The sequence below is a fragment of the Amycolatopsis tucumanensis genome (assembly GCF_021654135.1).
Lineage (GTDB): Bacteria > Actinomycetota > Actinomycetes > Mycobacteriales > Pseudonocardiaceae > Amycolatopsis_E > Amycolatopsis_E tucumanensis.
This window is the reverse complement of the sequence record NZ_JAKGSD010000018.1, coordinates 1-24,692: the sequence shown is the minus strand read 5'-3', so window position 1 is coordinate 24,692 and position 24,692 is coordinate 1. Positions and strand designations below refer to the sequence as shown.

At 73.0% G+C, this 24,692-nt stretch carries 25 protein-coding genes; 9 read left to right on the top strand and 16 right to left on the bottom strand.

Annotated features, from left to right (window positions below):
* Nucleotides 1-2: 2 nt before the first annotated feature.
* Both recA and L2C96_RS19135 read right to left on the bottom strand, forming a co-directional pair.
* Nucleotides 3-1,043 carry a recombinase RecA gene (recA, locus tag L2C96_RS19140; protein WP_017983956.1) on the bottom strand — a complete coding sequence of 347 codons (1,041 nt, stop codon included), beginning with the start codon at nucleotides 1,041-1,043 and terminating at the stop codon, nucleotides 3-5.
* A gap of 204 nt (nucleotides 1,044-1,247) precedes the next feature.
* Nucleotides 1,248-1,442: a DUF3046 domain-containing protein gene (locus L2C96_RS19135; RefSeq protein ID WP_017983957.1), complete on the bottom strand. Its 195-nt coding sequence runs from the start codon at nucleotides 1,440-1,442 to the stop codon at nucleotides 1,248-1,250.
* Between the two features lie 42 nt (nucleotides 1,443-1,484).
* On the opposite strand from L2C96_RS19135, the gene L2C96_RS44545 reads away from it, so the two are divergent.
* The gene (locus L2C96_RS44545) at nucleotides 1,485-1,610 is read left to right on the top strand and encodes a hypothetical protein (RefSeq protein WP_020419629.1); all 126 of its coding nucleotides are present in this window, start codon (nucleotides 1,485-1,487) and stop codon (nucleotides 1,608-1,610) included.
* On the opposite strand, the gene L2C96_RS19130 is transcribed toward L2C96_RS44545, so the two are convergent.
* Entirely contained in the window at nucleotides 1,611-3,461 is a 1,851-nt protein-coding gene (locus L2C96_RS19130; protein ID WP_020419630.1) for an Hsp70 family protein, read from the bottom strand.
* 112 nt (nucleotides 3,462-3,573) lie between these two features.
* Between L2C96_RS19130 and L2C96_RS19125 the strand changes: the two genes are divergently transcribed.
* A complete protein-coding gene (locus L2C96_RS19125; protein ID WP_237337219.1) occupies nucleotides 3,574-8,190 on the top strand; it encodes an ATP-dependent helicase in 4,617 nt (1,538 codons plus the stop codon).
* 81 nt (nucleotides 8,191-8,271) lie between these two features.
* Nucleotides 8,272-8,772 carry a peptide deformylase gene (def, locus tag L2C96_RS19120; RefSeq protein WP_020419632.1) on the top strand — a complete coding sequence of 167 codons (501 nt, stop codon included), beginning with the start codon at nucleotides 8,272-8,274 and terminating at the stop codon, nucleotides 8,770-8,772.
* A 284-nt stretch (nucleotides 8,773-9,056) separates the two neighbouring features.
* Here def and L2C96_RS19115 read toward each other — a convergent pair whose 3' ends face one another.
* The 4 genes from L2C96_RS19115 to L2C96_RS19100 form a co-directional block, all read right to left on the bottom strand.
* Entirely contained in the window at nucleotides 9,057-10,133 is a 1,077-nt protein-coding gene (locus L2C96_RS19115) for a GNAT family N-acetyltransferase (RefSeq protein WP_020419633.1), read from the bottom strand.
* Nucleotides 10,134-10,250: 117 nt separating this feature from the next.
* On the bottom strand, nucleotides 10,251-10,979 hold the full coding sequence (locus tag L2C96_RS19110) for a VOC family protein (protein WP_237337218.1): 729 nt from the start codon (nucleotides 10,977-10,979) through the stop codon (nucleotides 10,251-10,253).
* 44 nt (nucleotides 10,980-11,023) lie between these two features.
* Complete coding sequence (locus L2C96_RS19105) at nucleotides 11,024-11,788, bottom strand: maleylpyruvate isomerase family mycothiol-dependent enzyme (RefSeq protein WP_020419635.1); 765 nt, start codon at nucleotides 11,786-11,788, stop codon at nucleotides 11,024-11,026.
* Nucleotides 11,785-12,294, bottom strand: a complete 510-nt coding sequence (locus tag L2C96_RS19100; RefSeq protein WP_237337217.1) for an SAV_6107 family HEPN domain-containing protein — start codon at nucleotides 12,292-12,294, stop codon at nucleotides 11,785-11,787. Before L2C96_RS19100 ends, L2C96_RS19105 begins: the two co-directional genes overlap by 4 nt.
* A gap of 423 nt (nucleotides 12,295-12,717) precedes the next feature.
* On the opposite strand from L2C96_RS19100, the gene L2C96_RS19095 reads away from it, so the two are divergent.
* The gene (locus L2C96_RS19095; RefSeq protein WP_237337216.1) at nucleotides 12,718-13,263 is read left to right on the top strand and encodes a copper resistance CopC family protein; all 546 of its coding nucleotides are present in this window, start codon (nucleotides 12,718-12,720) and stop codon (nucleotides 13,261-13,263) included.
* Here the strand turns inward: L2C96_RS19095 and L2C96_RS19090 are convergent.
* The gene (locus L2C96_RS19090; RefSeq protein WP_237337215.1) at nucleotides 13,232-14,134 is read right to left on the bottom strand and encodes a DUF2268 domain-containing putative Zn-dependent protease; all 903 of its coding nucleotides are present in this window, start codon (nucleotides 14,132-14,134) and stop codon (nucleotides 13,232-13,234) included. The two genes, L2C96_RS19095 and L2C96_RS19090, sit on opposite strands and share 32 nt — an antisense overlap.
* 43 nt (nucleotides 14,135-14,177) lie before the next feature.
* Nucleotides 14,178-14,762 (bottom strand): DUF5134 domain-containing protein, encoded by a 585-nt coding sequence (locus tag L2C96_RS19085; RefSeq protein WP_020419639.1) that lies wholly within the window; start codon nucleotides 14,760-14,762, stop codon nucleotides 14,178-14,180.
* Nucleotides 14,763-14,932: 170 nt separating this feature from the next.
* Here L2C96_RS19085 and L2C96_RS19080 point away from each other — a divergent pair, with 170 nt between their 5' ends.
* Together L2C96_RS19080 and L2C96_RS19075 are read left to right on the top strand one after the other, a co-directional pair.
* On the top strand, nucleotides 14,933-15,433 hold the full coding sequence (locus L2C96_RS19080; RefSeq protein ID WP_020419640.1) for a YbaK/EbsC family protein: 501 nt from the start codon (nucleotides 14,933-14,935) through the stop codon (nucleotides 15,431-15,433).
* The gene (locus L2C96_RS19075; protein WP_237337214.1) at nucleotides 15,430-15,999 is read left to right on the top strand and encodes a GNAT family N-acetyltransferase; all 570 of its coding nucleotides are present in this window, start codon (nucleotides 15,430-15,432) and stop codon (nucleotides 15,997-15,999) included. The genes L2C96_RS19080 and L2C96_RS19075 overlap by 4 nt, the downstream gene beginning before the upstream one ends.
* Here the strand turns inward: L2C96_RS19075 and L2C96_RS19070 are convergent.
* The 4 genes from L2C96_RS19070 to L2C96_RS19055 form a co-directional block, all read right to left on the bottom strand.
* On the bottom strand, nucleotides 15,984-16,877 hold the full coding sequence (locus L2C96_RS19070) for a DMT family transporter (RefSeq protein ID WP_237337213.1): 894 nt from the start codon (nucleotides 16,875-16,877) through the stop codon (nucleotides 15,984-15,986). The two genes, L2C96_RS19075 and L2C96_RS19070, sit on opposite strands and share 16 nt — an antisense overlap.
* A 420-nt stretch (nucleotides 16,878-17,297) precedes the next feature.
* Nucleotides 17,298-18,959: a DUF885 domain-containing protein gene (locus tag L2C96_RS19065; protein WP_237337212.1), complete on the bottom strand. Its 1,662-nt coding sequence runs from the start codon at nucleotides 18,957-18,959 to the stop codon at nucleotides 17,298-17,300.
* 31 nt (nucleotides 18,960-18,990) lie between these two features.
* Nucleotides 18,991-19,875, bottom strand: coding sequence for a methylenetetrahydrofolate reductase (locus tag L2C96_RS19060; protein ID WP_020419644.1), 885 nt, complete (start codon nucleotides 19,873-19,875; stop codon nucleotides 18,991-18,993).
* 59 nt (nucleotides 19,876-19,934) lie between these two features.
* A complete protein-coding gene (locus L2C96_RS19055; RefSeq protein WP_237337211.1) occupies nucleotides 19,935-20,942 on the bottom strand; it encodes a bile acid:sodium symporter family protein in 1,008 nt (335 codons plus the stop codon).
* 84 nt (nucleotides 20,943-21,026) lie between these two features.
* Here L2C96_RS19055 and L2C96_RS19050 point away from each other — a divergent pair, with 84 nt between their 5' ends.
* Nucleotides 21,027-21,881: a LysR family transcriptional regulator gene (locus L2C96_RS19050; protein WP_237337210.1), complete on the top strand. Its 855-nt coding sequence runs from the start codon at nucleotides 21,027-21,029 to the stop codon at nucleotides 21,879-21,881.
* 12 nt (nucleotides 21,882-21,893) lie between these two features.
* Here the strand turns inward: L2C96_RS19050 and L2C96_RS19045 are convergent, their stop codons facing one another.
* Nucleotides 21,894-22,241, bottom strand: a complete 348-nt coding sequence (locus tag L2C96_RS19045; protein WP_237337209.1) for a winged helix-turn-helix transcriptional regulator — start codon at nucleotides 22,239-22,241, stop codon at nucleotides 21,894-21,896.
* A 53-nt stretch (nucleotides 22,242-22,294) separates the two neighbouring features.
* Between L2C96_RS19045 and L2C96_RS19040 the strand changes: the two genes are divergently transcribed.
* Nucleotides 22,295-23,047: a group II truncated hemoglobin gene (locus L2C96_RS19040; RefSeq protein WP_237337208.1), complete on the top strand. Its 753-nt coding sequence runs from the start codon at nucleotides 22,295-22,297 to the stop codon at nucleotides 23,045-23,047.
* On the opposite strand, the gene L2C96_RS19035 is transcribed toward L2C96_RS19040, so the two are convergent.
* Complete coding sequence (locus tag L2C96_RS19035) at nucleotides 23,044-23,355, bottom strand: AzlD domain-containing protein (RefSeq protein WP_237337207.1); 312 nt, start codon at nucleotides 23,353-23,355, stop codon at nucleotides 23,044-23,046. The two genes, L2C96_RS19040 and L2C96_RS19035, sit on opposite strands and share 4 nt — an antisense overlap.
* Nucleotides 23,352-24,014 (bottom strand): AzlC family ABC transporter permease, encoded by a 663-nt coding sequence (locus L2C96_RS19030; protein ID WP_237337206.1) that lies wholly within the window; start codon nucleotides 24,012-24,014, stop codon nucleotides 23,352-23,354. Before L2C96_RS19030 ends, L2C96_RS19035 begins: the two co-directional genes overlap by 4 nt.
* A gap of 69 nt (nucleotides 24,015-24,083) precedes the next feature.
* Here L2C96_RS19030 and L2C96_RS19025 point away from each other — a divergent pair, with 69 nt between their 5' ends.
* Nucleotides 24,084-24,641, top strand: coding sequence for a helix-turn-helix domain-containing protein (locus L2C96_RS19025; RefSeq protein WP_020419651.1), 558 nt, complete (start codon nucleotides 24,084-24,086; stop codon nucleotides 24,639-24,641).
* Nucleotides 24,642-24,692 lie beyond the last annotated feature (51 nt).

Genomic DNA, 24,692 nt, shown 5'->3' with positions numbered 1-24,692 from the left:
GATCAGAAGTCGACCGGGGCGGGCTCGGCCGCCTCGGCGTCGACCTGCGGCCCGATGCCGAGCTTCTCCTTGATGCGCTTCTCGATCTCGTTGGCGATGTCCGGGTTGTCGCGCAGGAACTTCCGCGCGTTCTCCTTGCCCTGACCGAGCTGGTCGCCCTCGTACGTGTACCAGGCGCCGGACTTGCGCAGGATGCCCTGGTCGACACCCATGTCGATCAGCGAGCCCTCGCGGGACACGCCGACGCCGTACAGGATGTCGAACTCGGCCTGCTTGAACGGCGGCGCGACCTTGTTCTTCACGACCTTCACGCGGGTGCGGTTGCCGACCGCCTCGCCGCTGTCCTTGAGCGTCTCGATGCGGCGCACGTCGAGCCGGACGGAGGCGTAGAACTTCAGCGCCTTGCCACCGGTGGTGGTCTCCGGCGAGCCGAACATGACGCCGACCTTCTCACGCAGCTGGTTGATGAAGATCGCCGTGGTGCCGGAGTTGGACAGCGCACCGGTGATCTTCCGCAGCGCCTGGCTCATCAGCCGGGCCTGCAGACCGACGTGCGAGTCACCCATCTCGCCCTCGATCTCGGCGCGCGGCACGAGCGCGGCCACCGAGTCGATGACCAGGATGTCGAGCGCGCCGGAGCGGATCAGCATGTCCGCGATCTCCAGCGCCTGCTCACCGGTGTCCGGCTGGGACACCAGCAGCGCGTCGGTGTCCACCCCGAGCGCCTTGGCGTACTCCGGGTCGAGCGCGTGCTCGGCATCGATGAACGCGGCGATCCCGCCCGCCTTCTGGGCGTTGGCGACCGCGTGCAGCGCGACCGTCGTCTTACCGGAGGACTCCGGGCCGTAGATCTCGATGACCCGGCCGCGCGGCAGGCCGCCGATGCCGAGTGCGATGTCGAGCGCGATGGCGCCGGTCGGGATCACGCCGATGGGCGGGCGGGTCTCCTCGCCCAGCCGCATGACGGAGCCCTTGCCGTACTGCTTGTCGATCTGGGCCAGGGCGAGCTCGAGCGCCTTGTCCTTGTCGGGTGCTGCTGGCATGGAAATCCACCTCGTCGTCAGAGCCTGTGGGGCTGGTGTTCGAGTTTGTTTTCGCTGTGGCCCGAGACTACGGGCGGGGTCCGACAATTCCGGGCGCCGAGACGAGGCTGTGGATCGTTGACCCCGATGTGGACAACACAATAGCCGAACACGTGTTCGAGGCAAGAGCGACACACCCGCGAGCGCGGATTTTCCGGGAATCGGTCACCGGCGCTCCGGCGGGACGTCGAACTCCGCGCACACCGCCCGCCAGATCTCCTTCGCCGGGGTGCCCTCGGCCAGCGCCTGCTCGACGGTGCGGCCGCCGAGGCCGCTGAAGACGTGGTCCTTCGCCAGGATCTCCGCCCTGCCGGGCCCGAACTCGTCGGCCATCAGCTGGCGGAACACGGTGATGCGCATCGAACCCAGGGTAGCGACCGGCGCGCCGGGTACCGTGTCCGCATGACCTCCGCGCAGGAGATGCCGTCCTGGGGCCCCACCGCGATGACCGTGGCCTCGGCGGCCGTCCTGGTCGCCGCCCTCGTCGTGGCGCTGCGGGCGTTGTGGAACATGCGCAACCGGAAGTAGCTACTCCCCGGGCTGCACGTGCTGCTCGAAGTAGGTGGCCAGGTCGCCGGCCGAGAGCGGCGCCTGCCCGGTGCCCGCCTTCTGGTAGACCACCCCGGCCAGCGGCCGGTCGGCGACCGTGAACACCAGCACCGCCGAGCTCCGCGCGGACGCCGACGAGTAGCTGCCGTCCAGGCCGTTGCCCTTCCACCCGGCCCGCACCTGGTTGCCGCCGACCGCGCCGAGCAGCCGGTCGGTGTACTCCTTCACCTTCGCCGCGGACACCCCGTGCAGGTAGGTCACCTGCGCCCCGGCCAGCGCGGGCGCCGAGCAGGTGGTCAGCACGCCGATGTTCTCGTTCTCCGGCGGGGCGATGTCGCCGGTGCCCGCGCCCGGCGCGCACTGGCCGTCGGCGATCGTCCCGGCCAGCTGGCGCAGGCAGCCGGTGAAGCCGGACGGGTCGGCGGCGCCGGGCTGCTGGCACTCGGCGGCGCTGAACGTGGTCGCCGACGAGCTGGACGACGGCCAGAACAGGTAGGTGGCGACGGCGGCCAGCACCACCACGACGACCGCGGCGACGCCGGCGACCAGCTTCTTCCGGTCCTTCTTCGGCGGCGCGGCCGGGGGCATGCTGGGGAAGTTCGACGGCGCCGGCTGGTACCCGGCCTGCGGGTACGGCGACGCGCCCGGGTAGCCGCCCGGCGGGGTGCCCGGCACGGTCGCGACCGGGGGCGGCGGGAACCCCGGGGGCGTCCCGGTGGCGGCGACCTGCCCCTCGACGTTCTGCGTGCGCATGCTGATGCCGTCGCGGGCCACGTGGTGCGCACCCAGCGCGACCGCGGTCTCCGGCTGGTCCAGGCTGGTGGGCACGATGCCGAGCTTCTCCGCGATCATCGACCCGACCAGCGGCAGCCTGCTCGACCCGCCGACGAGGTAGATGCCTGCCAGCCGGTCCGGGGACAGCCCGGCGGCGGCGACCGTGCGGCCCAGCAGCTCGACGCTGCGCAGCAGGGCCGGGCGCACCAGCGCCTCCAGCTCGCCACGCGTCACCAGGACGTCGTTGAACGGCTCGGGCATCGGCACCTCGGTCTGCGGCAGCCGGGACAGCGCCTCCTTGGCGGCCTTGACGTCCTCCTGCAGCGCGCGCCGGGTGCGCCGGTCCGCGGTGGACTCCGGGCGCAGCAGCCGCTGCCAGCGCTGCGGGTCCGAGTGCGAGACCTCGCGGCCGACGTGCACCATCAGCGCCTGGTCGACGTCGAGCCCGCCGAGGTCGGGCAGGCCGTCCTCGGCCAGCACGGTGAACCCGTTCTGGGTGGCGCCGACGACCGCGACGTCGAACGTGCCCGCGCCCAGGTCGTACACCGCGAGCGCCTGGCCGGGCGCGGGCGAGCGGCCGGGGAAGGAGGCGAAGTGCGCGGCCGCGGCGACCGGCTCGGGCACGAGCAGCAGCGGGCCGGTCAGGCCGGCCAGCCGCGCCGCGGACAGCAGCACGTTGCGCCGGGTCGGTCCCCACTGCGCCGGGTGGGTGAGGCGGACCTCGTCGGGCAGGTCGCCGCCGAGCTGGCGGGTGGTCTCGTCGAGCACGCGGCGCAGCACCGCGGCCAGCGCCTCGTTGACCGGCACGACGTCCTGGCCGAGCAGCAGCGTCTGCTCGTCCACGCGGCGCTTGGGGTTGGGCTCGAAGCGGGTGGGGTCCAGGCGGGCCCGGCGCTCGGCGTCGCGGCCGACCACGAGGGTGCCGCCCTCCTCGGCGAACACCGCGGACGGCATGGTGGCCGAGCCGTCCACCTCGACCACGCGCGGTGGCCGCCCGTGCGCGGACAGCACCGCCACGGTGTTGGACGTACCGAGATCCACCGACAGGATGCGCACAGCTCTTCCCCTCACGATCCACCCAGGCCAGGACGTGATGCTGCCACGCTGCCCGGGACCGCGCGTGCGGCACCCGCGAGAAATTGTCGTACCCCCCGGTCATGATGGATGCGTGACCGACGTGCTCGACCTGTTCTCGCCCGCCACCCGCGGCTGGTTCGCGGGTGCCTTCGCCGCGCCCACCGAGGCGCAGGCGGGTGCGTGGCGCGCGGCGCAGGCGGGTGAGCACGCGCTGGTCGTGGCACCGACCGGCTCGGGCAAGACGCTGGCGGCGTTCCTGTGGGCGCTGGACCGGCTGGCGGCCGGGCCACCGGCGGCGGACGCCCAGCGCCGCTGCCGGGTGCTCTACGTCTCGCCGCTGAAGGCGCTGGCGGTCGACGTGCAGCGCAACCTGCGGGCGCCGCTGGCGGGCATCCGGCAGGCCAGCCACCGGCTGGGGCAGACGCCGCCGGAGATCACGGTGGGCATGCGCACCGGCGACACGTCCGCCGCCGAGCGCCGCACGTTCCTCAAGACCCCGCCGGACATCCTGGTCACCACGCCGGAGTCGCTGTTCCTCATCCTCACCTCGTCGGCGCGCGAGTCGCTGCGCGGCGTCGAGACGGTGATCCTGGACGAGGTGCACGCGGTGGCCGGCGGCAAGCGCGGCGCGCACCTGGCGCTGTCGCTGGAGCGGCTGGACGCGCTGCTGCCGAAGCCGGCGCAGCGCATCGGGCTGTCCGCGACCGTGCGCCCGATCGACGAGGTCGGCTCGTTCCTCACCGGCGGCCGCCCGGTGCGGGTGGTGCAGCCGAAGACGGCGAAGACGATCGAGGTGCGGGTCGAGGTCCCGGTCGAGGACATGGCGAACCTGGACGCGCCCGCGCCGAGCCCGCTGGAGCGGCTGGACGCGATGCTGCCGGACGACGGCCCGCCGGACGAGCCGGCCGCGGTGCGCAGGCCGTCGATCTGGCCGTCGGTGGAGCAGCGGGTGCTGGAGCTGATCCGGCAGCACCGGTCGACCATCGTGTTCGCCAACTCGCGGCGGCTGGCCGAGCGGATGACGGCGCGGCTCAACGAGCTGGCCGCCGAGCAGACGGAACTGGCCGCCGACCAGCGGTTCCCCGCCGAGGCCATCGGCGAGTCCGGGCTCACCACGGGCGCGGCGGCGACGGTCGCGAAGGCCCACCACGGCTCGATGTCGCGCGAGCAGCGCACCCGGGTCGAGGAGGAGCTGAAGTCCGGGCTGCTGCCGTGCGTGGTCGCCACGTCGTCGCTGGAGCTGGGCATCGACATGGGCGCGGTCGACCTGGTGGTGCAGATCGAGGCGCCGCCGACGGTCGCGTCCGGGCTGCAGCGCGTCGGCCGCGCCGGCCACCACGTGGGCGCGGTGTCCACCGGCGTGATGTTCCCGAAGTTCCGGGGCGACCTGGTGTCCTGCGCGGTGGTGTCGGAGCGGATGACGGCGGGCGCGATCGAGGCGGTGCGCTACCCGCGCAACCCGCTGGACGTGCTGGCGCAGCACATCGTGTCGATGGTGGCGCTGGAGCCGTGGTCGGTCGAGGACCTCGCGGCGACGGTGCGGCGGGCCGCGCCGTTCACCGCGCTGCCGGACGACGCGCTGCTGGCGGTGCTGGACATGCTGGCCGGGCGCTACCCCAGCGAGGAGTTCGGCGAGCTGCGCCCGCGCATCACGTGGGACCGGGTGTCGGGCGAGCTGCGCGGGCGGCCGGGGTCGCAGCGGCTCGCGGTCACCTCCGGCGGCACGATCCCCGACCGCGGGCTGTTCACCGTGATGACGCCGGGCGGCGACGGCAGCCCCGGCTCCCGGGTGGGCGAGCTCGACGAGGAGATGGTCTACGAGTCGCGGGTGGGCGACACGATCCTGCTGGGCACGTCGTCGTGGCGGATCACCGACATCACGCACGACCGGGTCATCGTGGTGCCCGCGCCGGGTGAGCCGGCGCGGATGCCGTTCTGGAAGGGCGACGCGCCGGGACGGCCGCTCGAACTCGGCCGCGCGCTGGGCGCGTTCGTCCGCGAACTGTCCAGTTCGGACGACGAGAAGGCCCGCGAGCGGGCGCGTCAGGCGGGTCTGGACGAGCTGGCGTGTGACAACCTCCTGACCTACCTGACCGAGCAGAAGGCGGCGACGCGGCACGTGCCCAACGACCGCACGATCCTGCTCGAACGCTTCCGCGACGAGCTGGGCGACTGGCGGGTGGTGCTGCACTCGCCGTTCGGCGCGCAGGTCAACGCGCCGTGGGCGCTGGCGATCGCGGCCCGGCTGCGGGAGCAGCGCGGGGTGGACGCCCAGGTCATGCACTCCGACGACGGCATCGTGCTGCGCCTGCCGGAAGCGCTGGACAGCGACGGCGCGGAGGTCACGATCGGCACCGACGACGTGCTGATCGACCCGGAGGAGGTCGAGCAGATCATCGTCGCCGAGGTCGGCGGCTCGGCCCTGTTCGCCGCGCGGTTCCGGGAGTGCGCGGCGCGGTCGTTGCTGCTGCCCCGGCGCGATCCGCGGCGGCGCACCCCGTTGTGGCAGCAACGCCAGCGGGCCTCGCAACTGCTGTCGGTGGCCGCGAAGTACGAGCGGTTCCCGGTGGTGCTGGAGGCGATGCGGGAGTGCCTGCAGGACGTCTACGACGTCGGTGGCTTGCGTGAGCTGATGGCCGACGTGCGGGCGCGGCGCGTGAAGGTCGCCGAGGTGGAGACGCCGTCGCCGTCGCCGTTCGCACGCAGCCTGATGTTCGGCTACGTCGGGATGTTCCTGTACGAGACGGACGCGCCGCTGGCCGAGCGGCGGGCGGCGGCGCTGTCGCTGGACTCGACGCTGCTGGCCGAACTGCTGGGCACCGAGGCGATCCGGGAGCTGCTCGACGCCGAAGTGGTCGACGAGGTCGAGCGCTCGTTGCAGCGGCTGGAGCCGGACCGGCACGCGCGCAACGCCGAGGAGACCGCGGACCTGTTGCGGTTCCTGGGTGATCTGTCCGACGAGGAGGCCGCGGCGCGCGGCGTCCGGCGGGAGTGGCTGGACGAGCTGGTCGCGCAGCGGCGGGTCATCCGGGTGCGCATCGCGGGCGTGGACCGCAACCTGTCGATCGAGGACGCGGGCCGGGTGCGGGACGCGCTGGGCGTGGCGCTGCCGATCGGGGTGCCGGAGGCGTTCACCGAACCGGTCGCCGATCCGCTCGGCGATCTGCTGGCCCGGTACGCGCGGTCCCGCGGGCCGTTCTCCGCGCACCAGGCCGCGGAGCGGTTCGGGCTCGGGCCCGCGGTGGTGACGGGTGTGCTCGACCGGCTCACCGCCGAAGGCCGCCTGGTGCGCGGCGAGCTGCGGCCGGTCGGGCATCCGGAAACCCACGGCGCGGGCACCGAGTACTGCGACGCGGCGGTGCTGCGGCGGTTGCGGCGGGCGTCGCTGGCGCGGCTGCGGGCCGAGGTCGAGCCCGTGGAACCCGCGGCGCTGGGCCGGTTCCTGCCGTCCTGGCACGGCATCGGGGCGCGGATGCGGGCGGCGCCGAGCGTCGACGACGTGCTGTCGGTGGTCGAGCAGCTGGCGGGGGCGCCGCTGCCGGCGAGCGCGCTGGAGTCGCTGATCCTGCCGAGCCGCCTGCCCGGGTACTACCCGGCGCTGATGGACGAGCTGATGACCGCGGGCGAGGTCGTGTGGTGCGGCGCCGGGGCACTGGCCGGTGGCGACGGGTGGGTGTCGCTGGCGCCCGCCGACGTGGCCGACCTGCTGCTGCCGGAGGCGGACGAGGAGGCGCCCACCAGCCCGCTGCACGAGGCGATCCTCGCCGCGCTGGACGGCGGCGCGTTGTTCTTCCGCCAGCTCGTCGACCGGGTGACGCCGCTGCTGGACAGCGCGCCGAACGACGCCGACGTGGTGGGCGCGCTGTGGGACCTGGTGTGGGCGGGCACGGTCACCGGCGACACGCTCTCGCCCCTGCGGGCGCTGGTGTCGGGCAAGGGCGCGGCGCACAAACCCCGCCAGGCGACGCCACGCAGCCGGTACGGGCGGATGCGCGCGGGGCGGCCTGCGATGCCGTCGCGCACCGGGCCGCCGACGGTGGCCGGGCGGTGGGCGCTCACGCCGATCCGCGAGTCCGACCCGACGCGGCGCACGCACGCGCGGACGGAGGCGTTCCTGGAGCGGCACGGGGTGCTGACGCGGGGCGCGCTGGAGACCGAGCGGGTCACCGGCGGGTTTTCCGGGATCTACAAGGTGCTGCGGGCGATGGAGGACTCGGGCCAGGTGATCCGCGGCTACGTCGTGGAGGGCCTGGGCGCGGCGCAGTTCGCGGCGCGTGGCGCGGTCGACCGGCTGCGGGCGATGTCCGATCCGAGCGGCACGCGGCGGCCGGACGCGATGACCGACGCTGTCGTGCTGGCGGCGACGGACCCGGCCCAGCCGTACGGTGCGGCGCTGTCGTGGCCTGCGGCGCTGGGCGACACCAAGCACCGCCCGGCGCGCAAGGCAGGCGCGCTGGTGGTGCTGGTCAACGGCGTGCCCGCGCTGTACGTCGAACGGGGCGGCCGGTCGCTGCTGTCGTTCACCGAGGACGAGCCGACGCTCAAGGCGGCCGCGCACGCACTGTCCCGCGCCGTCCGCGAGGGCTGGCTGGGGCAGCTGGCGGTCCAGCGGGCGGACGGCGAGCAGGCCCTGACCTCCGCCCTGGCCGACGTCCTCCGGGACGCGGGCTTCCGCGCCACCCCCAAGGGGCTCCGGCTACGAGCTTGAGATCACGTCACCCTCCGTTGGCTCACTCCGGGCGAGCACGATTTACTTTTCGTGACCCGAACGAGTGAGAGGACAACCCTGATGGCGTTGCGGGAGCTGCGGTACTTCGGCGACCCGGTGCTCAAGACGGTCTGCGATCCCGTGACCACGTTCGACAAGAAGCTCGAGCAGCTGGTGACCGACCTGCTGGACAGCGTGCGGCCGGACGGGCGGGCGGGGCTGGCGGCGCCGCAGATCGGGGTGAGCCTGCGGGTGTTCAGCTACGAGGTGGACAACCTGTTCGGGTACGTGATCAACCCGGAGATCGTCGAGCTGTCCGAGGAGACGCACGAGATCAACGAGGGCTGCCTGTCCGTGCCGGAGCTGTGGTTCCCGACCCGCCGGGCGAAGCGCGCAGTCGTGCGTGGCGTCGACCTGCGGAACGAGCCGGTCACCGTGGAGGGCGAGGACGTGCTGGCGCAGTGCCTCCAGCACGAGACCGACCACCTCGACGGCGTGCTCTACCTCGACCGGCTGGAGAAGGACCGGAAGCGGCAGGCGCTCAAGCAGGCGCGTGACAAGGACTGGTTCTGGAACCGCTGACCTCCGCGCAGAGGCGGCCGCGAGCCCGGTGAGCGTGGCCCGCGAGCCGCGGTGGGCGCTGCGCTGGGCATCGCCGGAAGGCTGCGAAGCTCCGCCAACGACACGACCGCCTCGGCGGGCACTCCCCGGGCGTCGTGAGGGCCGCGACGAGCGCGGCCCCGGGCCTCCCCGCGCGGCGCTCTTGGGCGACCCAGCGCGTTGTGGGAAAGCGATCTCGCGGCGCGCCCGCGGCTTCCGCGCCGACAGCGCGCGGAAGCCATCACTGCGGCGACCGTCGCCGCGGGCTACAGCTCGCTCAGCACCCGAGCACCCGCGGCCTCCAGATCGATCCGCATCAGCCCCTCCTCCTCCGGCGGCTCCGGCGCCAGTCCCGCCCGCCGCGCGGTCCGGTAGATGCCGTCCCGCCCGGGCAGTGACACCGCCACCAGCCTGCGGCAGCCGCGCGCCGCGGCGATCTCCGCCAGGCGGCCCATCAGCGCGGTGCCCACGCCGTTGCGCTGCCAGCCGTCCTCGACGAGCAGCGACACCTCGGCGATCTCGCCCGTCGGGCCGGGGATGAGCTGTCCGACGCCGATCACCTCGCGCCCGCACACCGCGAGCAGGCTCATCCCCCGCGGCGGCACCAGCAGCCGGTGCAGCCAGCGGCGCGGCATGGTGCGCATCCCCGTGTGGTAGCGCGCGAAGAGCGTGGTCATCGAGCACCGCGCGTGCATCGCGGACACCGCCTCGGCGTCGGCCGGCTTGCCTTCGCGCAGCACGACCGCCGCGCCGTCGGCGCAGGTCAGGGCCAGCGGGCTGGACACGTTGCGCCGCGCGCCGTCCAGCAGTCCCAGCAGCGCCTCCGCGCGGGTCAGTTCCAGCTGCACGAACGGCGCCCACCGCCGCCGGGCTACCAGCGCGGTCTCCCCGTCCACCGCGAACACCACCCGGTGGCCGCCCTCGACACGCGCCGGGTTGGCCTCGGCCAGCGGCACGACCGTGACGAGATCCGCGGTCAGCACCTCACGCAGCACCTCGGCCCGGCGCGACGGGTCGTCGACCGCCCGCGCGGCCGCGGTGAGCGTCGCGGCGGAGGCGTCCACCAGCTCGCGCACGTCGGCGTCGGTGATGCACGAGCACTCGCACCCCTCGGCCTGGATCGCCGCGACGAGCTGCTCCTTGGTGAGCCCGGTCGCGGGCCGGATCACCACCTCGTCGAGCACCCCGCCCGGCACCGGGAGCACGTTCAGCCCCAGGATGTTGCACTCCAGGTCGGCCATCCGGATCGCGATGCGCGCCAGCATGCCGGGGTGGTCGTCCATCCGGATGCGGACCCGCCAGACGGCCGACGAGACCTCGTCCTCGACGACCGGCTGCGGCACCGCTCTTCGCGTGCGAATCAACATCCCATAACGATCGCCCACGGTTGTTGCCGAGCGTGGACGCGTGTGTTTCGCCCGTGTCAGGCTCCGGCCGCCGCCGCAACGGCGCCGAAACACTCAGCGCGGCGACAGCACGCAGAACTCGTTGCCCTCCGGATCGGCCAGCACGTCCCACGGGACGTCGCCCTGACCGATGTCGATCCGCCGCGCGCCGAGCCCGCACAACCGGTCCGCCTCGGCCGCGGTGTCGCCGTCCGCGAACGGCGCGACGTCCAGGTGCAGCCGGTTCTTGCCGGCCTTCGCCTCGTCGCTGCGCAGGAACTCCAGCCACGGCCCGCGCCCGGTCGGCGCGCGCAGCCCGACGATCACCGGCTCCTGGTTGCCGATCCGCCACCCCGCGGCCTCGCCCCAGAAACCGGCCAGCGCCAAGGGATCGCGGGCGTCCACGACGACCGCCGCGATGGCCTCCGTCGTGGTGTAGCCGGGCCGCGGTTCGAGCACGCAGAATTCGTTGCCCTCCGGGTCGGCGAGCACCTCCCAGGGGACCGCGCCCTGGCCGATGTCGCGCTTGCGCGCGCCGAGGGCCAGGGCCCGGTCCACCTTGGCCGCCTGGTCCGACGGCGACGTGCTGGCGAGGTCGAGGTGCACCCGGTTCTTCACGGCCGGGTCCTTGGCCTCCGGCACGGTGCCGAAGACCAGCAGGAGGCCGTCGTCCCCGGGCGCCTCGACGTCGATCTCCTCGTCGTCGGCGAAGGTGATCGTCCAGCCGAGCAGCTGCGCCCAGAACTCCGCCAGCTCCCGGGGCCGGTTCGCGTCGATCACGAGGCTGTCCAGTCGTGTCGCCATGCCCGGGACGATATCCAGCAACGCTTCCCCACGTCCTGGAATTTTCACTTCGTCGCCAGGCGCAGCAGCGCCCAGAACTGCCCGATCGAATCGTCGCTCCGCTCCCAGGTGACCGACCCGTGCCCGAGCCTGCCCCACAGCCACTGGTAGACCGCCATCGGCGGACCGGTGACCAGTCCGTTCGCCCTGTCGGTGTCGGCGGCCGAACAGCGCCAGGCGACCGTCTCACCGGGCCCCGCGCGGGCGATCCAGTCGTGGCCACCGGTGCGGATCCCGACCGATCCGGTGAACGTGCCGGACAGCCCGAGCATCGGCAGCCGCTGCCCGAACCACAGCGCCAGGATCTCGTCGATGCCGTCGATCGCCACGTCTTCGTCGACCTCGGTGACGATCCGGTTCGCGGCGTTCTGGAGGTCGATCCGGTGCACCGTGGTCTCGTGCGCCATGCGGCGGCACCAGAACCCGTAGGTGCGGTCGGCGGGCCACCAACTGGCCGCGTGCTCGGCGGGGTCGTGCGAGGTCAGCTCGCGGTACAGCGCCGCGAACCCCTCCCGCAGGTACTCCTCACCGCTTTGGCCGTCCGCCGGGTCCCGCTGCCAGTCCGAGGGGCGCCTGCCCTCGGTCATCCAGCCCGTGGCGACGCGGTAGACGCCGCCGACGTGCCGGACCACCTCGCCGATCGTGAGACCGGGTGTGGTGGGCACCGGCGTGTCCGGCGCCGCCTCCCGCGCCGTCGCGGTGAGCCGGTCGACCTCGGCGCCCAGCACGTCCAGCAGGCGGCCGTGGTCGACGAGTGCTTGCCCGGTCATCGCCTTCGGGACGCCTTCCTCAGGGTCGGCGGCGCGTCGCACTGCCGCACCCGGCTCGGGGTCACGGGCGTCCGCCCGTGGACGAGGTCGCGGGCCAGCTCGACGAACAACGCGGACTGGCGCAGCAGCTCGTCGGCCCGTTCGGGGGTGATCCGGCGGGTGTTGCCCGCCTGCGCGGCGGCGCGGGCCGCCGAGTGCGCGGCGAAGTACGCCGTCCAGTCGGTCAGCTCGGGCGCCGCCGTCTCGAGCAGCACCCAGACGCTGGCCGGGCGGGCCCGGCCGCGGTGCGGACGGCCGCTCGCCGCGAGCACCGCGGCGCCCGCGCGGAGCGCGGCCAGGTACGCCGCGATGAACCTGGGCGCCGGCTGGGCGGCGTGCCGGGCCTCGGCGAGGCCCCGCCGGGCGTCGGCGAGCAGGGCCGTGGCGGCGGGTGCCGCCGGAGGACGGACCGGTAGCGGCAGCGCCGGCTGCCTCTCCTCGGCGTGGGATGCGACGGCAATGGACATTGCCCCTCCCTCGGAACAACGTGCTGGTGGCGGCCCCCGGTGCCGAAACGCTTCCCCCGTTCCGGCACCGGGTGGCCTGACCGGCGAGCGCTCACCGGATGTCGAACTCTTGTTCGAGCGAGTTCCAGCGTAGCTTCGAACACCTGTTCGTTCAAGTCCTGGAATGACGTGGTGTGCCGCACTCCAGCGCGTTCGATCACACGATCGGGTCAGAACGGAAATTCCGCGGAACTCGCCCCGGGGACCCGGCGACCTGCACGACGTCACGCCGGGCCGGTCCGCCGCCCAGCCCACCTGCCCGGTGTCACACACCCCCCGCACAACGCGCGGGAAAGTGGTTCAATGCCGCGGGAACTTTCCCGCGTTCGCGGACGACGTGGATCACGGGCCTCCCACACCCGACTCCCCCAGGAAGGTGCGCCCATGCTCGTCCGGCGTCTGTCCGTCGCGCTCGCACTGGCCGGCACGGCGCTGCTGGCCGCCGCGCCCGCCGCATCGGCCCACACCACGCTGCAGAGCAGCGACCCGGCCGAAGGCGCGGCGCTGTCCACCGCGCCGCGGCAGGTGAGCCTCAAGTTCGGCGGCGCGTTCACGCTCCCGGTCGACCCGATCCGGATCACCGGCCCGGACGGCGCGCAGTGGCAGGTCGGCCCGGCGACGGTGACCGAGCGGACCCTCACCGCGCCGGTCCAGCCGTCCGGTCCCGCCGGGGCCTACGTGCTCACCTGGTCGATCGTCGCGGCCGACGGCGACCCGATCAGCGGCCGGATCAACTTCTCGCTCACGGCGCCCGCCTCCACACCGTCGTCAGCCGTGCCCTCGTCGCCCGCGCCGGCTCCCGCGACGCAGCAGGCGGCCGAGACGCCGGACGACGGCGGCTTCCCGGCCTGGGCGTGGATCGTCCTCGCCGTGGTCGTGGTCGCCGCCGTCGCCGGGGTCATCGTCCGGGGGCGGCGTTCATCGAGCTGAGGGCGGTGTCGATGACCTCCCGGCTGTCCACCAGCAGCGCCTGCGCCGCGGTGCGCCCCGTCGCGGCCAGGTACGCGTCGACCAGCCGGTTGCCCACGGCGTAACCGGCGCCGGTGGGCAGTCCGACCGGCGTGGCGCCGTACCGGATCGCGTGCGCGTCGCCGTGCACCCACGCGGTGAAGTTCTGCATGCCGGTCACCTCCAAGCCGGAGACGACCTTGGCGAACACCGCGTCGTCGTGCAGGTGCGGCACGCCGACGCGGGCGTAGCCGAGCTCGTCGCCGTACAACTGGCGGGCGAACGCGTCCGCCAGGCCCTCGGACACCACCTGCTCCCCCACCGTGACCGTCGCCGGGTCCCAGACCACGCCGCCGCTGGAGTAGCGGAGGTTGTGGTTCAGCTCGTGGACCGCGGTCGCCTCCAGCCGCGCCAGGTTCTCCGGGAACGGCCAGAAGTTGAGGAACAGGTAGCCGGACACGCTGCCGTTGGCCGTCATGCCCAGGCTCGTGCCCATGAAGTGCTCGTCACCGGGGTCGCCGAGGACGATCAGGACGGTGATGCCGGGCACCGCGAGCTCCGGGGTCGCCTCCAGCTGCACGGCGACGGCGTCGCGCAGCGCGCGCTCGATCCGGCCCCACGCATCCGCGTCGTGCAGCGCCTCCAGCGCCTCCAGGCACCGGTCCTCGTCGCGGTCGAGCGGGAAACCCGAGCCCATGCGGTGCATCGCGACGAGGTCCACCTCGCCGGGGAAGTAGCGGTACATGCCTGCGGCGGGCCGCAGCATCGCTTCGAGCAGCGCGGCCCGCTCCTCCCGCGGGGCGCGCAGGATCCGCCGCATGGCGGGGTAGGTGTCCAGAACCGTGATCGTCATGGGCGCGACGCTAAAGCCTCCAGCTAGGGGAGACTCAACCCGTTTAGAGCATCGGCACGAGCATCGCGGCCATGCCGGCGCCCATCACGGCCCGCGCGGCGCCCGTGCCACGGCCGCCGGGCCCGCCCCGCACCGCGCGCCACCCGGACAGGGCGGTGTCGGCGGCGAAGTACACGACCAGACCGGCCATCACGGCGGGCAGCAGGAACCCGGCGGACGCGCTGGAGTGGCCGCCGTGGTCACCGCTCGCCGCGGGCGCGCCGCCCATGGCGCTGACCATCGCGAGCATCGCCACCGCGCCCAGCAGGTGGTGCGTCGCCGCGGAGCGCCACCGCGGCAGGCCGGGCGCGGCGCGGAACAGCGTGGCCGCGAACCAGGCGGCCATCGCCACGAACACGACGTTCCAGGCGATCGCCGGGACGGAGTTCCCCCACGGCACGAACATCAGCGCCATCGCCACGGCCATCACCGAGTGCGCGAGCGCGGACTCGCGGTCGCCGGTCACCCCGTCGCAGCACGCCGCCCACGACCGGGCCGCCGGGGCGAGGACCTGGATCAGGGAGAAGACCGCGAGCACCGTGAACAGGCCGGCCAGCGACCAGCCGAGCCATGCCGGGGAGGAGAACATGCGGGGCCACCTTTCGCACGGATCGGCTCACGATATCGTTGGCGGACAAGGAAAAACACGCCCGACGGGCGGGCGTGAAAAGTCCCACGGCCGGGAACTCCCGGGCCGCTCCGGACGACTGGGCGGGGATACGCGTCGCCACCGGCCGCGGCCCGTGATCTCATATCGGTATGAGCAGCCTGGACCATCCGGCGGTGGCCAAGGTCGCTGCCGCGCTCGCCGAGGCGGGCAAGCACGACGCCGCTGCCGGCATCCGCATCCTGCCGGCCGAGGTGCGCACGGCCGCGCAGGCCGCCGAGGCCCTCGGCGTCGAGACCGGCGCGATCGCCAACAGCCTCGTCTTCCGCGCGGTGTTCGCCGACCGCACCGTCCCGCTGCTGTCGCTGACCTCGGGCGCCCACCGGGCCAACACGGACACCCTCGCCGCGCTGGTCGGTGCCGAGTCGGTGGAGAAGGCCGACCCGGCGTTCGTGCGCGAGCACACCGGGCAGGCCATCGGCGGCGTCGCCCCGGTCGGGCACCCGGCCCCGGTGCTCACTCTCGTCGACACCGCGCTACAGGCCTACGACACCGTGTGGGCCGCGGCCGGGCACGCCAAGTCGGTCTTCCCGACCACCTTCGCCGACCTCGTCGCCGTCACCGGCGGACAGCCCGCGGACGTCGCGTCATGACCACGTCCCTGCACTACACCCAGCTGTCCGCCGACGACTTCCGCACCCGCCTGCGGGAAGCGCTCGCCATCTACGTCGAGGCGATGCGCTACCCGCCGGGCACGGCCGAGCAGCGCGCCCCGATGTGGCTCACGCACGCCCTGCGCGAGGGCTGGCGCTGCATCGCCGCGTTCGACGCCGAGGGCACGATGCTCGGCATCGCCTACGGCTACCGGGGCGCGCCCGGCCAGTGGTGGCACGAGCAGGTGCGGCGCGGGCTGACCTCCGCGGGCGGCGAGCAGCTCGCCCAGCAGTGGCTGGCCGACTATTTCGAGCTGACCGAGATCCACGTCCGCCCGGCGAGCCAGGCCCGCGGGATCGGTGAGGACCTGCTGCGCCGCCTGCTCGACGGCGTGCCCAACCGGCACGTCCTGCTGTCCACGCCGGAGGGGCCGAGCCGGGCGTGGAAGCTGTACCGGCGCCTGGGTTTCGTCGACGCGCTGCGCGACTACCACTTCGCCGGTGATCCACGCCCGTTCGCCATCCTCGGCCGCACCCTGCCGCTGGAGCCTCAGGACCGCAGGTAGCCCACCAGCAGTCCGGCGCCGAGCAGTGCGGCGCCGCACCAGCCCTGGACGCCGAGGTCCTCGTGCAGGACGACGGCGGACAGGATCGCCGCGGTGAGCGGTTCCAGCAGGGTCGCGAGCGCCGCCACGACGGGCCGCGCGGCGCCGAGGACGCGGAAGTACAGCACGTACCCCAGGCCGGTCGGCACGACGCCGAAGTACAGCGCGACCGCGAGGACGTCCAGCCGCAGCGGCAGCGCCATGCCGAGGACCAGCCCGGCTGGCAGCAGCAAGAGCCCGCCGGTGAGCAGCCCGAACGCGGTGGTGCGCTGGTAGTCCAGGCCTTCGACGGGACGGCGCAGCGCCAGCGTCAGCACGCTGAAGCCGGCGCCGGCGGCCAGTGCGAACGCCACGCCGCCGAGCAGCCGCCAGCCGCCCTGGCCGGGGGTGGCGGACAGCAGCGCGAGCCCGGCCAGCCCGAGCGCGACCGAGACCAGGGTCAGCGGGCCGGGCAGGCGGCGGGCGCGGACGGCCGTGACGGCGGTGACGAAGACCGGCACGCTGCCGATGGTGACCATCGTCGCGGTGCCGACCGAGGTCAGCGTGACCGCCGCGAAGTACGCCGCCTGGAACGAGCCGAGTAGCCCGCCGGCCAGGGCGATCCGGCGGACCACCGGCTTGGTCCAGACCATCCCGCGGAGGCCGCGGGAGAGCCACAGGAAGACCACGAGCGCGGCGCCGCCGAGCAGCAACCGGTATGTGGCAACGGAAATCGCGGAGAGACCACCGCGGGTGGCGAGCAGCGACCCGGACAGGCCGCCGGTGCCCCACAGCACCCCGGCGACGAGCAGGGTCAACGACGATCGGGCGCGCGCGGGCGCCTCGACGGAAACGGACATGGGAAATTCGCTCCTGCGTCTGATGTGGACAATGCCGTGGACGCGGGGCGATGCGACATCACGAAACCCGTGATGCCTTGTGGCGCCGCAGAAGTGCGGCGAGAAGCGACCGCCCCGCTAGGCCGGGGGCGGCGGGGTGACGAGGAAGACCCGGTGCATCACGATGTCCTTCAGTCGTTGTTCCTAAGCGGCGGAGCCGCTTGCGGTGGGGCCATCAGCCGGCACCGCCGCGGGTTCTGAGGTGGTTCCTGGCGAGGACAGCGCCGAGGTGGTGAATCGGCATTCATGAGGAGGCGATCCCACAGCCAGGGGCCGCCTGGAATCGAGCCAGTCGCGCGGAGCGCGTCCGTTGAGGGTGGTGGTGGGCTGGCGGGAGGGGCCGCTACCCGCACCGCCACGCAAGCCATGGTTGAAACTCCCCTAGTCGAGTTCGGCGAGCTGTTCGCGGAGGGTGTCGAGGCCCATGCCGCCCAGGCGGAGGGCCTTCGTGTGGAAGTCCTTGAGGTCGAACGCGTCGCCCTGGCGCTTGCGCGCGTCCTCACGCGCCTCGATCCACAGGCGCTCCCCCAGCTTGTACGCCGGGGCCTGGCCGGGCCAGCCGAGGTAGCGGTTGATCTCGTCGCGCACCAGCGGCTCGTCGGTGATCGTGCGGGTCAGCATGAACTCCAGGCCGAGGTCGGGCGTCCACCGCTCGCCCTCGTGGAAGCCGGTGCCGGACGGGATCTCCAGCTCCAGGTGCATGCCGAAGTCGACGATCACCCGCGCGGCGCGGAACAGCTGCTCGGACAGCATGCCGAGCAGGTCGCCGTCGTCGGCGAGGTAGCCGAGGTCCTGCATCAGCCGCTCGGCGTAGAGCGCCCAGCCCTCGCCGTGCCCGGACGTGAACGCCAGCAGCCGCTGGAACCGGTTGAGCGACTGCTCGTGCACGGCGGTGGCGATCTGGAGGTGGTGGCCCGGCACGCCCTCGTGGTAGACGGTGCTGACCTCGCGCCAGGTGGTGAACTCGTCGCGGCCCGGCGGCAGCGACCACCACATGGTGCCGGGACGGGTGAAGTCCTCGTTCGGGCCCGTGTAGTACGCGCCGGCGCCGCCGCCGGGCGGGGCGATGCGGCAGTCCAGGGCCATCAGCGGGTCCGGGATGTCGAAGTGCTTGCCGCGCAGGTCGGCCAGCGCGGTGTCGGACAGTTCCTGCATCCACCGCTGGAACGCGTCCCGGCCCCGCACCTGGTAGCGCGGGTTCGCGTCCAGCGCCGCGGCGGCGTCGGCGAGCGTGCCGCCCGGCGCGATGCGCTCGGCGACGGCCTTCATCTCGGCTTCCAGCCGCAGGAACTCGGCCCAGCCCCACTCGTAGGACTCGCGCGGGTCGAGCTTCGCGCCGATGAAGTACCGCGACCAGAGCCGGTAGGCGTCCTCGCCGACGGCGTCCTTCGCGCGGGCCTTCGGCGCCAGTTCGGCCCGCAGGAACCCGGCGAGCTCGGCGTAGGCCTCCTGGGCGGCGCGGGCACCGCGGTCGAGGTCCGCGCGCGGCGCACCGTCGGGCGCGCCGGCGATCATGTTCTGGAAGAAGCCGGTCTCCCCGGACAGCCCGGCCCACGTCTCGGCCTGCTCGGCGACCTTGGTGACCTGGCGCAGCGCGGGCGCGTTGCCGGCTTCGGCGGCGGCGAGCAGGGACGCGCGGATGCCGTCGACCGCGTCCGGGACCTTCGCCAGGCGCTTGGCGATGGTCGCCCACTGCTCGGGCGTGTCGGTGGGCATGAGGTCGAACACCATGCGCAGGTCCTGCACCGGGCTCGCGATGACGTTCAGCGACGCGACGTCCAGGCCGGCGTCGTGGATCTCCAGGTCCAGCCCGATCCGCTCGGTGAACACGGCCTTGGCCGCGCGCTCCCCCGCGTCGGCGGGCTCGGCGGCGGTGACGGCCTCCAGCGCCCGCCGCTCCAGCGCGGCGCGGGCGGCGTAGCCCTCCGGCGAGTAGTCGGTGAGCTGGTCGTCGTAGCCCGGGATGCCCATCTCGGTCGCCGCGACGGGGTGCGCGGCGGCGAAGTCCTCGACGAACTGGTCACAGATCTGGTGCACGCCCATGGATGCAACCTACCTGGCGCGGCAACCGGGTTTACGCGCGAGCGGGCACCAGGCCGAGCCGGTGGACCACCTCGCGGGTCGCCTTGGACCGGTTGAAGGTGTAGAAGTGCAGGTCCGGCACGCCTTCGGCGATGAGCCGCTCGCACAGCTCGGTGACCACGTCCAGGCCCTCGGCGCGGAACGCCTTCGGGTCGCCGGCCAGCGGTTCGAGCCGGTCCAGCAGCCGCTGCGGCGCGGGCGCGCCGGACAGCCGGATCGTGGTGTGCAGGGTGCGCGGCGTGGTCAGCGGCATCACGCCGGGGATGACCAGCGCGTCGCAGCCCGCGGCGGCGACCCGGTCGCGCAGCCGCAGGAAGTCCTCGGCCTCGAAGAACAGCTGGGCGATGCCGAAGTCGGCGCCTGCGCGGAACTTGCGCACCAGGTACTTCGTGTCGGTGTCCAGGTCGAGCGAGCGCGGGTGGCCGTAGGGGAACGCGGAGACGCCGACGCAGAAGTCGCCGAGCGAGCGGACGAGCGCGACCAGCTCCTCGGCGTAGCTCAGGCCCTGCGGGTGCGGCACCCACTCGCCGTACGGGTCGCCCGGCGGGTCGCCGCGCAGCGCGAGGATGTTGCGCACGCCGACTGCGGCGTACCAGCCGATGACGTTGCGCAGCTCGGCGACGGAGTGGTCCACCGCGGTCAGGTGCGCCATCGGCACCAGCGTGGTCTCGGTCGCCACCCGCGCGATGCTGCGGATGGTGCCGTCCCGGCTCGACCCGCCCGCGCCGTAGGTGATCGACATGTAGGCGGGGTCCAGCGGCTCCAGCTCGCGGATCGACCGCCACAGCACGGCTTCGTCGGCCGCGTCGCGCGGCGGGAAGAACTCAATGGAGAACGCCGGGGACTCCCCTCGCAGGCGCTCGATCACCGACGTCATGCGGGCAATGGTAACCGGTGTCCGAAAGGTGGGAAATGAGGTCCGCCACCTGGGAAGGGCTAACGCACCGCGGCCGCAGCGGGTTGGTCCGCGCCCGCCTTGGCGCCCCACCGCCTGGCGAGCACCGCGCAGATCATGAGCTGGGCCTGGTGGAACAGCATCAGCGGCAGCACGATCAGGCCGACCGTCTGCGCGGGGAACAGGACCGCGGCCATCGGCAGTCCGCTGGCGAGGCTCTTCTTCGACCCGGCGAAGATGATCGCCACGCGGTCCGCGCGGCCGAAGCCCAGCTTCGGCGTGACCAGCTTGAGGGTCCAGAACACGATGTAGAACAACGCGAGGTTGACGACCACCAGCCCGCCGAGCGCGAGCGGCGTCAGCTGGTGCCAGATCCCGGCCACGACGCCCTCGCTGAACGCCGCGTAGACGACCATCAGGATGACTGTGCGGTCGGCGCGGCCGAGGACCTTCTTGTGGCGCGTGATGAACCCGCCGATCCAGCGCCGCGCGATCTGCCCGGCGACGAACGGCACGAGCAGCTGCAGCACGATCGAGGTGACCGCGTCGAGCGAGAAGCCGTTGCCGGTGCTGTGCAGCAGCAGGCCGACCAGCAGCGGGGTGATGACGATGCCCAGCAGGCTGGAGAACGACGCGGCGCAGATGGCGGCGGCCACGTTGCCCTTGGCGATCGAGGTGAACGCGATCGAGGAGTTGACCGTCGAGGGCAGCGTGCACAGGAAGATCACGCCGGCGGCCAGCGCGGGGGTCAGCACGGACGGCACGAGCAGCTTGGTGGTCAGGCCGAGCAACGGGAACAGCACGAACGTCGTGGCCAGGATCACCAGGTGCAGCCGCCAGTGCTTGAAGCCGGCCACGGCCTCGGCGGTGGACAGGCGCGCGCCGTAGAGGAAGAACAGCGCGCCGACGCCGATCGAGGTGACCCAGGAGGCGATCTCCGCGCCCTGGCCGCGCGCCGGCACCAGGCAGGCGACTCCGACCGCGGCGAGGATGCCGATGATGAACGGGTCGATGCGGAGCTTGGCGAGGAGCGCGGCGGGGCTTTTCACGCTCCCGATGGTCCGCCGGACCGGGCCGATTGTGAAGTATGATGAAGGGCATAACTGCTATCGCGATTCGCGATGGAGGCCGGTGTGCTCGATCCCGTGTGGCTGCGGACGTTCCTGACGGTGGCCGAGACGCGCAGCTTCACGCGCGCCGGGCAGCGGCTCGGGCTGCGGCAGTCGACGGTGAGCCAGCACGTGCGCAAGCTCGAAGAGGCGACCTCGCAGCAACTCCTGCTGCGCGACACCCATTCGGTGTCGCTGACGCCGGACGGTGAGGCGATGATCGGGTTCGCCGGGACGATCCTGGAGGACATCGAGCGGGCGCTGGCCTACTTCGCCGGGCCGGAGTTGCGCGGGCGGGTGCGGTTCGGCGCCTCGGAGGACTTCGTGGTCGGGCCGCTGCCGGAGATCCTGCGCGAGTTCCGGCGGCTGCATCCGCTGGTGGACCTCGAACTGACGGTGGATCTGTCCGGTGTGCTCTACGAAAAGCTGCGCGCGGGCGAGCTGGACCTGGTGCTGGGCAAGCGCCGCGCGGGCGACGAGGCGGGAAGTCCGTTGTGGACGGATCCGCTGGTGTGGGTGGGGCGCGAGGGGTTCGAGCTGGAGCCGGGCGCGCCGGTGCCGCTGATCGCGTATCCGCCGCCGAGCATCACCCGCGCCAGGGCACTGGAGTCGTTGCAGGACAACGGAAAGCCGTGGCGCATCGTCTGCACGAGCGGCAGCCTGAACGGCCTCCGCGCCGCGGCGCTCGCCGGTCTCGGTGTCGTGGTGTTCGCGCGGAGCCTGATCCCGGCCGGGCTGGTGGAGCTGCCGGCCGGCCACGGACTGCCCGACCCGGGCGAGGTGCAGTTCCTGCTGACCACCCGCTCGACCACCCCACGCGGCCCCACGGCGGCGCTGTCGGAAGCGATCCGCGCGGAGGCCAACCGGCTGCACGGTTGACCGGAACCGCCGCTACCCGGCCGGTTCGATGCGCACCCCCTCCCGTTCGGCCCGGCGCTGTCCCCAGTCGTGCAGGATCTGCAGCGCCGGGGCCAGCTCGGTGCCCTCCGCGGACAGCCGGTAGGTGACCGAACGGACCGCGCCGTCGTGCACGAACCTCTCCACCAGCCCGGCCGCCTCCAGTTCCCGCGACCGCGTAGTCAGCACCTTCTCGCTGATCCCCGGCATCCGCCTGCGCAGCTCGCCGTACCGGTGGTCGCGCTCCTTCAGGTACGCCAGCACCACCACGGCCCACTTGCCGCCGATGACGTCGACGGCGAGTTCGACCGGGCAGTGGTAGCGCGTGCGAGTCGTGTCCACGCACCACAAAGTACGTACTTGCCGGGCCAGCGCACAGGTGCTCGACTTGACCGATGCTCACCGAATACATCCGGTACCGGATTCCCGCCGGGCAGGGCGCGGAATTCGAGGACGCCTACCGGCGCGCGTCCGCGCACCTGGCCGCCGCTCCCGAGTGCCACGACTTCGAGATGACCCGCTGCGTGGACGAACCGCAGTGCTACGTCGTCCGGCTGACCTGGACCTCCGCCGACGCGCACCTGACCGGCTTCCGGAAGGGCCCGCACTTCCCGCCCTTCTTCGCCGAGGTCCGCGGTTTCGTCGACGCCATCGAGGAAATGCGCCACTACGAACCCGTCGACATCGGCAGTCCGCTGCCGAGCCTGTACGAGTGGGCGGGCGGCGCCGAGGCGTTCGAGAAGCTGTTCACCGCCTTCTACCGGAAAGTGCCTGCGGAAGACCTGCTCGCGCCGCTGTTCGCCGGCATGGACGCCGAGCACGCGCAGCACGTCGCGCAGTGGGTCGGCGAGGTGTTCGGCGGTCCGAAGGACTACAGCACGCGCCGCGGTGGTCACCGCCACATGGTGTCGAAGCACCTCGGCAAGGCGATCACCGAACAGCAGCGCCGCCGCTGGATCGGCCTCCTGCTGGAGACCGCGGACGAGGTGGGCCTGCCGTCGGACCCGGAGTTCCGCTCGGCGTTCGTCGCCTACCTGGAGTGGGGCACCCGGCTGGCGGTGTTCTTCTCGCGTCCCGGCGCGCGCCCCGCCGTCGACGAGCCGATGCCGGTGTGGGGCTGGGGTTCCGTGCGTCCCTGGCAGGGCTAGGGCACGCCGGCCAGCCGCAGCAGCGCGGTGACCGCCGCGGCGGCGACGACCACCACCAGGAACGGCGCCTTCCGCCAGGCGAGCACGCCGCCGACGGCAACCCCGATCGGGCGGGCGAACCCGGCGAAACCGTGGCCCTCCGCGAGCGCGCTCGTCGCCACCACGGCGACCAGCAGGACCGTCGCCGAGACCGCCATCAGGTTCTGCACCCTGGGCGAGAGCTGGATCCTCGACTGCAGCAACGGCCCGGCGAACCGGAACGCGAAAGTGCCCGCGGCGAGCACCGCGATCGCGATCAGCAGGGTCATCGCCGCACCACCAGGACCAGCACCCCGGCCAGCGCGAGCAGCACCGGCAGGCCCGCGGGCAGGAACGGGGTGGCCGCGAGCGCGACCACCGCGCCGGCCAGCGCCGCGTGCCGGGTGCCGCGGTCCTTCAGCGACGGCAGCACCAGCGCGAGCAACACGGCCGGGAAAGCGGCGTCCAGCCCGAACGCGTCGGTGTCGCCGATGACCGTGCCCGCGAAGGCGCCCGCGACCACGCCAAGGTTCCAGGCCACGAAGATGGCGATCCCGCAGGCCCAGTAGGCGGTGCGACGGCGCGGGGCGTCCTCCTGCGCCAGCGCGAACGCCACGTTCTCGTCCGTCATCAGGTGGCTGCCCAGGATGCGCCCGCGGCGGCCGAGCACCTCGCTGACCGCCATGCCGAACGGCAGGTGCCTGCTGTTGACCAGCAGCCCGGCGACCGCCGCCGCGAACGGGCTGCCGCCCGCGGCCACCAGCCCGACGAACAGGAACTGGGCCGCGCCGGCGAACACCAGCAACGACATCACCACCGGCAGCCAGGCGCCGAAGCCGGACCCGGTGCTGATGGCGCCGTAGGAGACGCCGACGACCCCGTCGGCCAGCGCCACCAGGGCGACGTCGCGCAGCAGGCGATGGTCGAGTGTTCGGTATATCGTACGCATCACCTTCCATACTGAACACCGACAAAGCGTTCGTCAAGGCGAACAACCGGACTTCTGGAGCGAACACGCATGGCCGAGCGCGGCGCACCACTGGACGTCATCGCGGCTTCCCTGCGACGGGAACGCGCCCGCACCGGGCTGTCCCTCAGCGAGGTCGCCAAGCGGGCGGGTATCGCCAAGTCGACGTTGTCCCAGCTGGAATCCGGTAGCGGCAACCCGAGCGTGGAAACGCTGTGGGCGCTCAGCGTGGTGCTGGACGTGCCCTTCGCGCGACTGGTCGAACCGGTGCGGCCGCAGGTGCAGGTCATCCGCGCCGACGAGGGGCCGACGTTCTACTCGGAGCGCTCGGACTACGTGGCAACGCTCGTGGCATCCTGTCCGCCGAACGCGCGCCGCGACATCTTCCGCATCGCCGCCGAGCCGGGCCCGCCGCGCCGCTCGGACCCGCACATGCCCGGCGTGGTCGAGCATGTAGTGCTCAGCGCGGGCCGCGCCCTGGTGGGCCTGACCGACGAGCCGGTGGAACTCGCCCCCGGCGACTACATCGCCTACCCGGGCGACGTGGAGCACATCTTCCAGGCCCTGGAGCCGGGCACCCGCGCGGTGCTGATCTCCGAGCACACCTAGATGAGTAATTCCGATCTTGGTTAGTGGTCGTAGGCGATCAGGGATCGGGTT

Excerpts from the sequence above, each read along its gene's own strand:
- recA (WP_017983956.1), bottom strand. The coding sequence starts at position 1,043 with ATGCCAGCAGCACCCGACAAGGACAAGGCGCTCGAGCTCGCCCTGGCC.
- L2C96_RS19135 (WP_017983957.1), bottom strand. The coding sequence starts at position 1,442 with ATGCGCATCACCGTGTTCCGCCAGCTGATGGCCGACGAGTTCGGGCCC.
- L2C96_RS44545 (WP_020419629.1), top strand. The coding sequence starts at position 1,485 with ATGACCTCCGCGCAGGAGATGCCGTCCTGGGGCCCCACCGCGATGACC.
- def (WP_020419632.1), top strand. The coding sequence starts at position 8,272 with ATGGCGTTGCGGGAGCTGCGGTACTTCGGCGACCCGGTGCTCAAGACG.
- L2C96_RS19110 (WP_237337218.1), bottom strand. The coding sequence starts at position 10,979 with ATGGCGACACGACTGGACAGCCTCGTGATCGACGCGAACCGGCCCCGG.
- L2C96_RS19105 (WP_020419635.1), bottom strand. The coding sequence starts at position 11,788 with ATGACCGGGCAAGCACTCGTCGACCACGGCCGCCTGCTGGACGTGCTG.
- L2C96_RS19100 (WP_237337217.1), bottom strand. The coding sequence starts at position 12,294 with ATGTCCATTGCCGTCGCATCCCACGCCGAGGAGAGGCAGCCGGCGCTG.
- L2C96_RS19095 (WP_237337216.1), top strand. The coding sequence starts at position 12,718 with ATGCTCGTCCGGCGTCTGTCCGTCGCGCTCGCACTGGCCGGCACGGCG.
- L2C96_RS19090 (WP_237337215.1), bottom strand. The coding sequence starts at position 14,134 with ATGACGATCACGGTTCTGGACACCTACCCCGCCATGCGGCGGATCCTG.
- L2C96_RS19085 (WP_020419639.1), bottom strand. The coding sequence starts at position 14,762 with ATGTTCTCCTCCCCGGCATGGCTCGGCTGGTCGCTGGCCGGCCTGTTC.
- L2C96_RS19080 (WP_020419640.1), top strand. The coding sequence starts at position 14,933 with ATGAGCAGCCTGGACCATCCGGCGGTGGCCAAGGTCGCTGCCGCGCTC.
- L2C96_RS19075 (WP_237337214.1), top strand. The coding sequence starts at position 15,430 with ATGACCACGTCCCTGCACTACACCCAGCTGTCCGCCGACGACTTCCGC.
- L2C96_RS19070 (WP_237337213.1), bottom strand. The coding sequence starts at position 16,877 with ATGTCCGTTTCCGTCGAGGCGCCCGCGCGCGCCCGATCGTCGTTGACC.
- L2C96_RS19065 (WP_237337212.1), bottom strand. The coding sequence starts at position 18,959 with ATGGGCGTGCACCAGATCTGTGACCAGTTCGTCGAGGACTTCGCCGCC.
- L2C96_RS19060 (WP_020419644.1), bottom strand. The coding sequence starts at position 19,875 with ATGACGTCGGTGATCGAGCGCCTGCGAGGGGAGTCCCCGGCGTTCTCC.
- L2C96_RS19040 (WP_237337208.1), top strand. The coding sequence starts at position 22,295 with ATGCTCACCGAATACATCCGGTACCGGATTCCCGCCGGGCAGGGCGCG.
- L2C96_RS19035 (WP_237337207.1), bottom strand. The coding sequence starts at position 23,355 with ATGACCCTGCTGATCGCGATCGCGGTGCTCGCCGCGGGCACTTTCGCG.
- L2C96_RS19030 (WP_237337206.1), bottom strand. The coding sequence starts at position 24,014 with ATGCGTACGATATACCGAACACTCGACCATCGCCTGCTGCGCGACGTC.
- L2C96_RS19025 (WP_020419651.1), top strand. The coding sequence starts at position 24,084 with ATGGCCGAGCGCGGCGCACCACTGGACGTCATCGCGGCTTCCCTGCGA.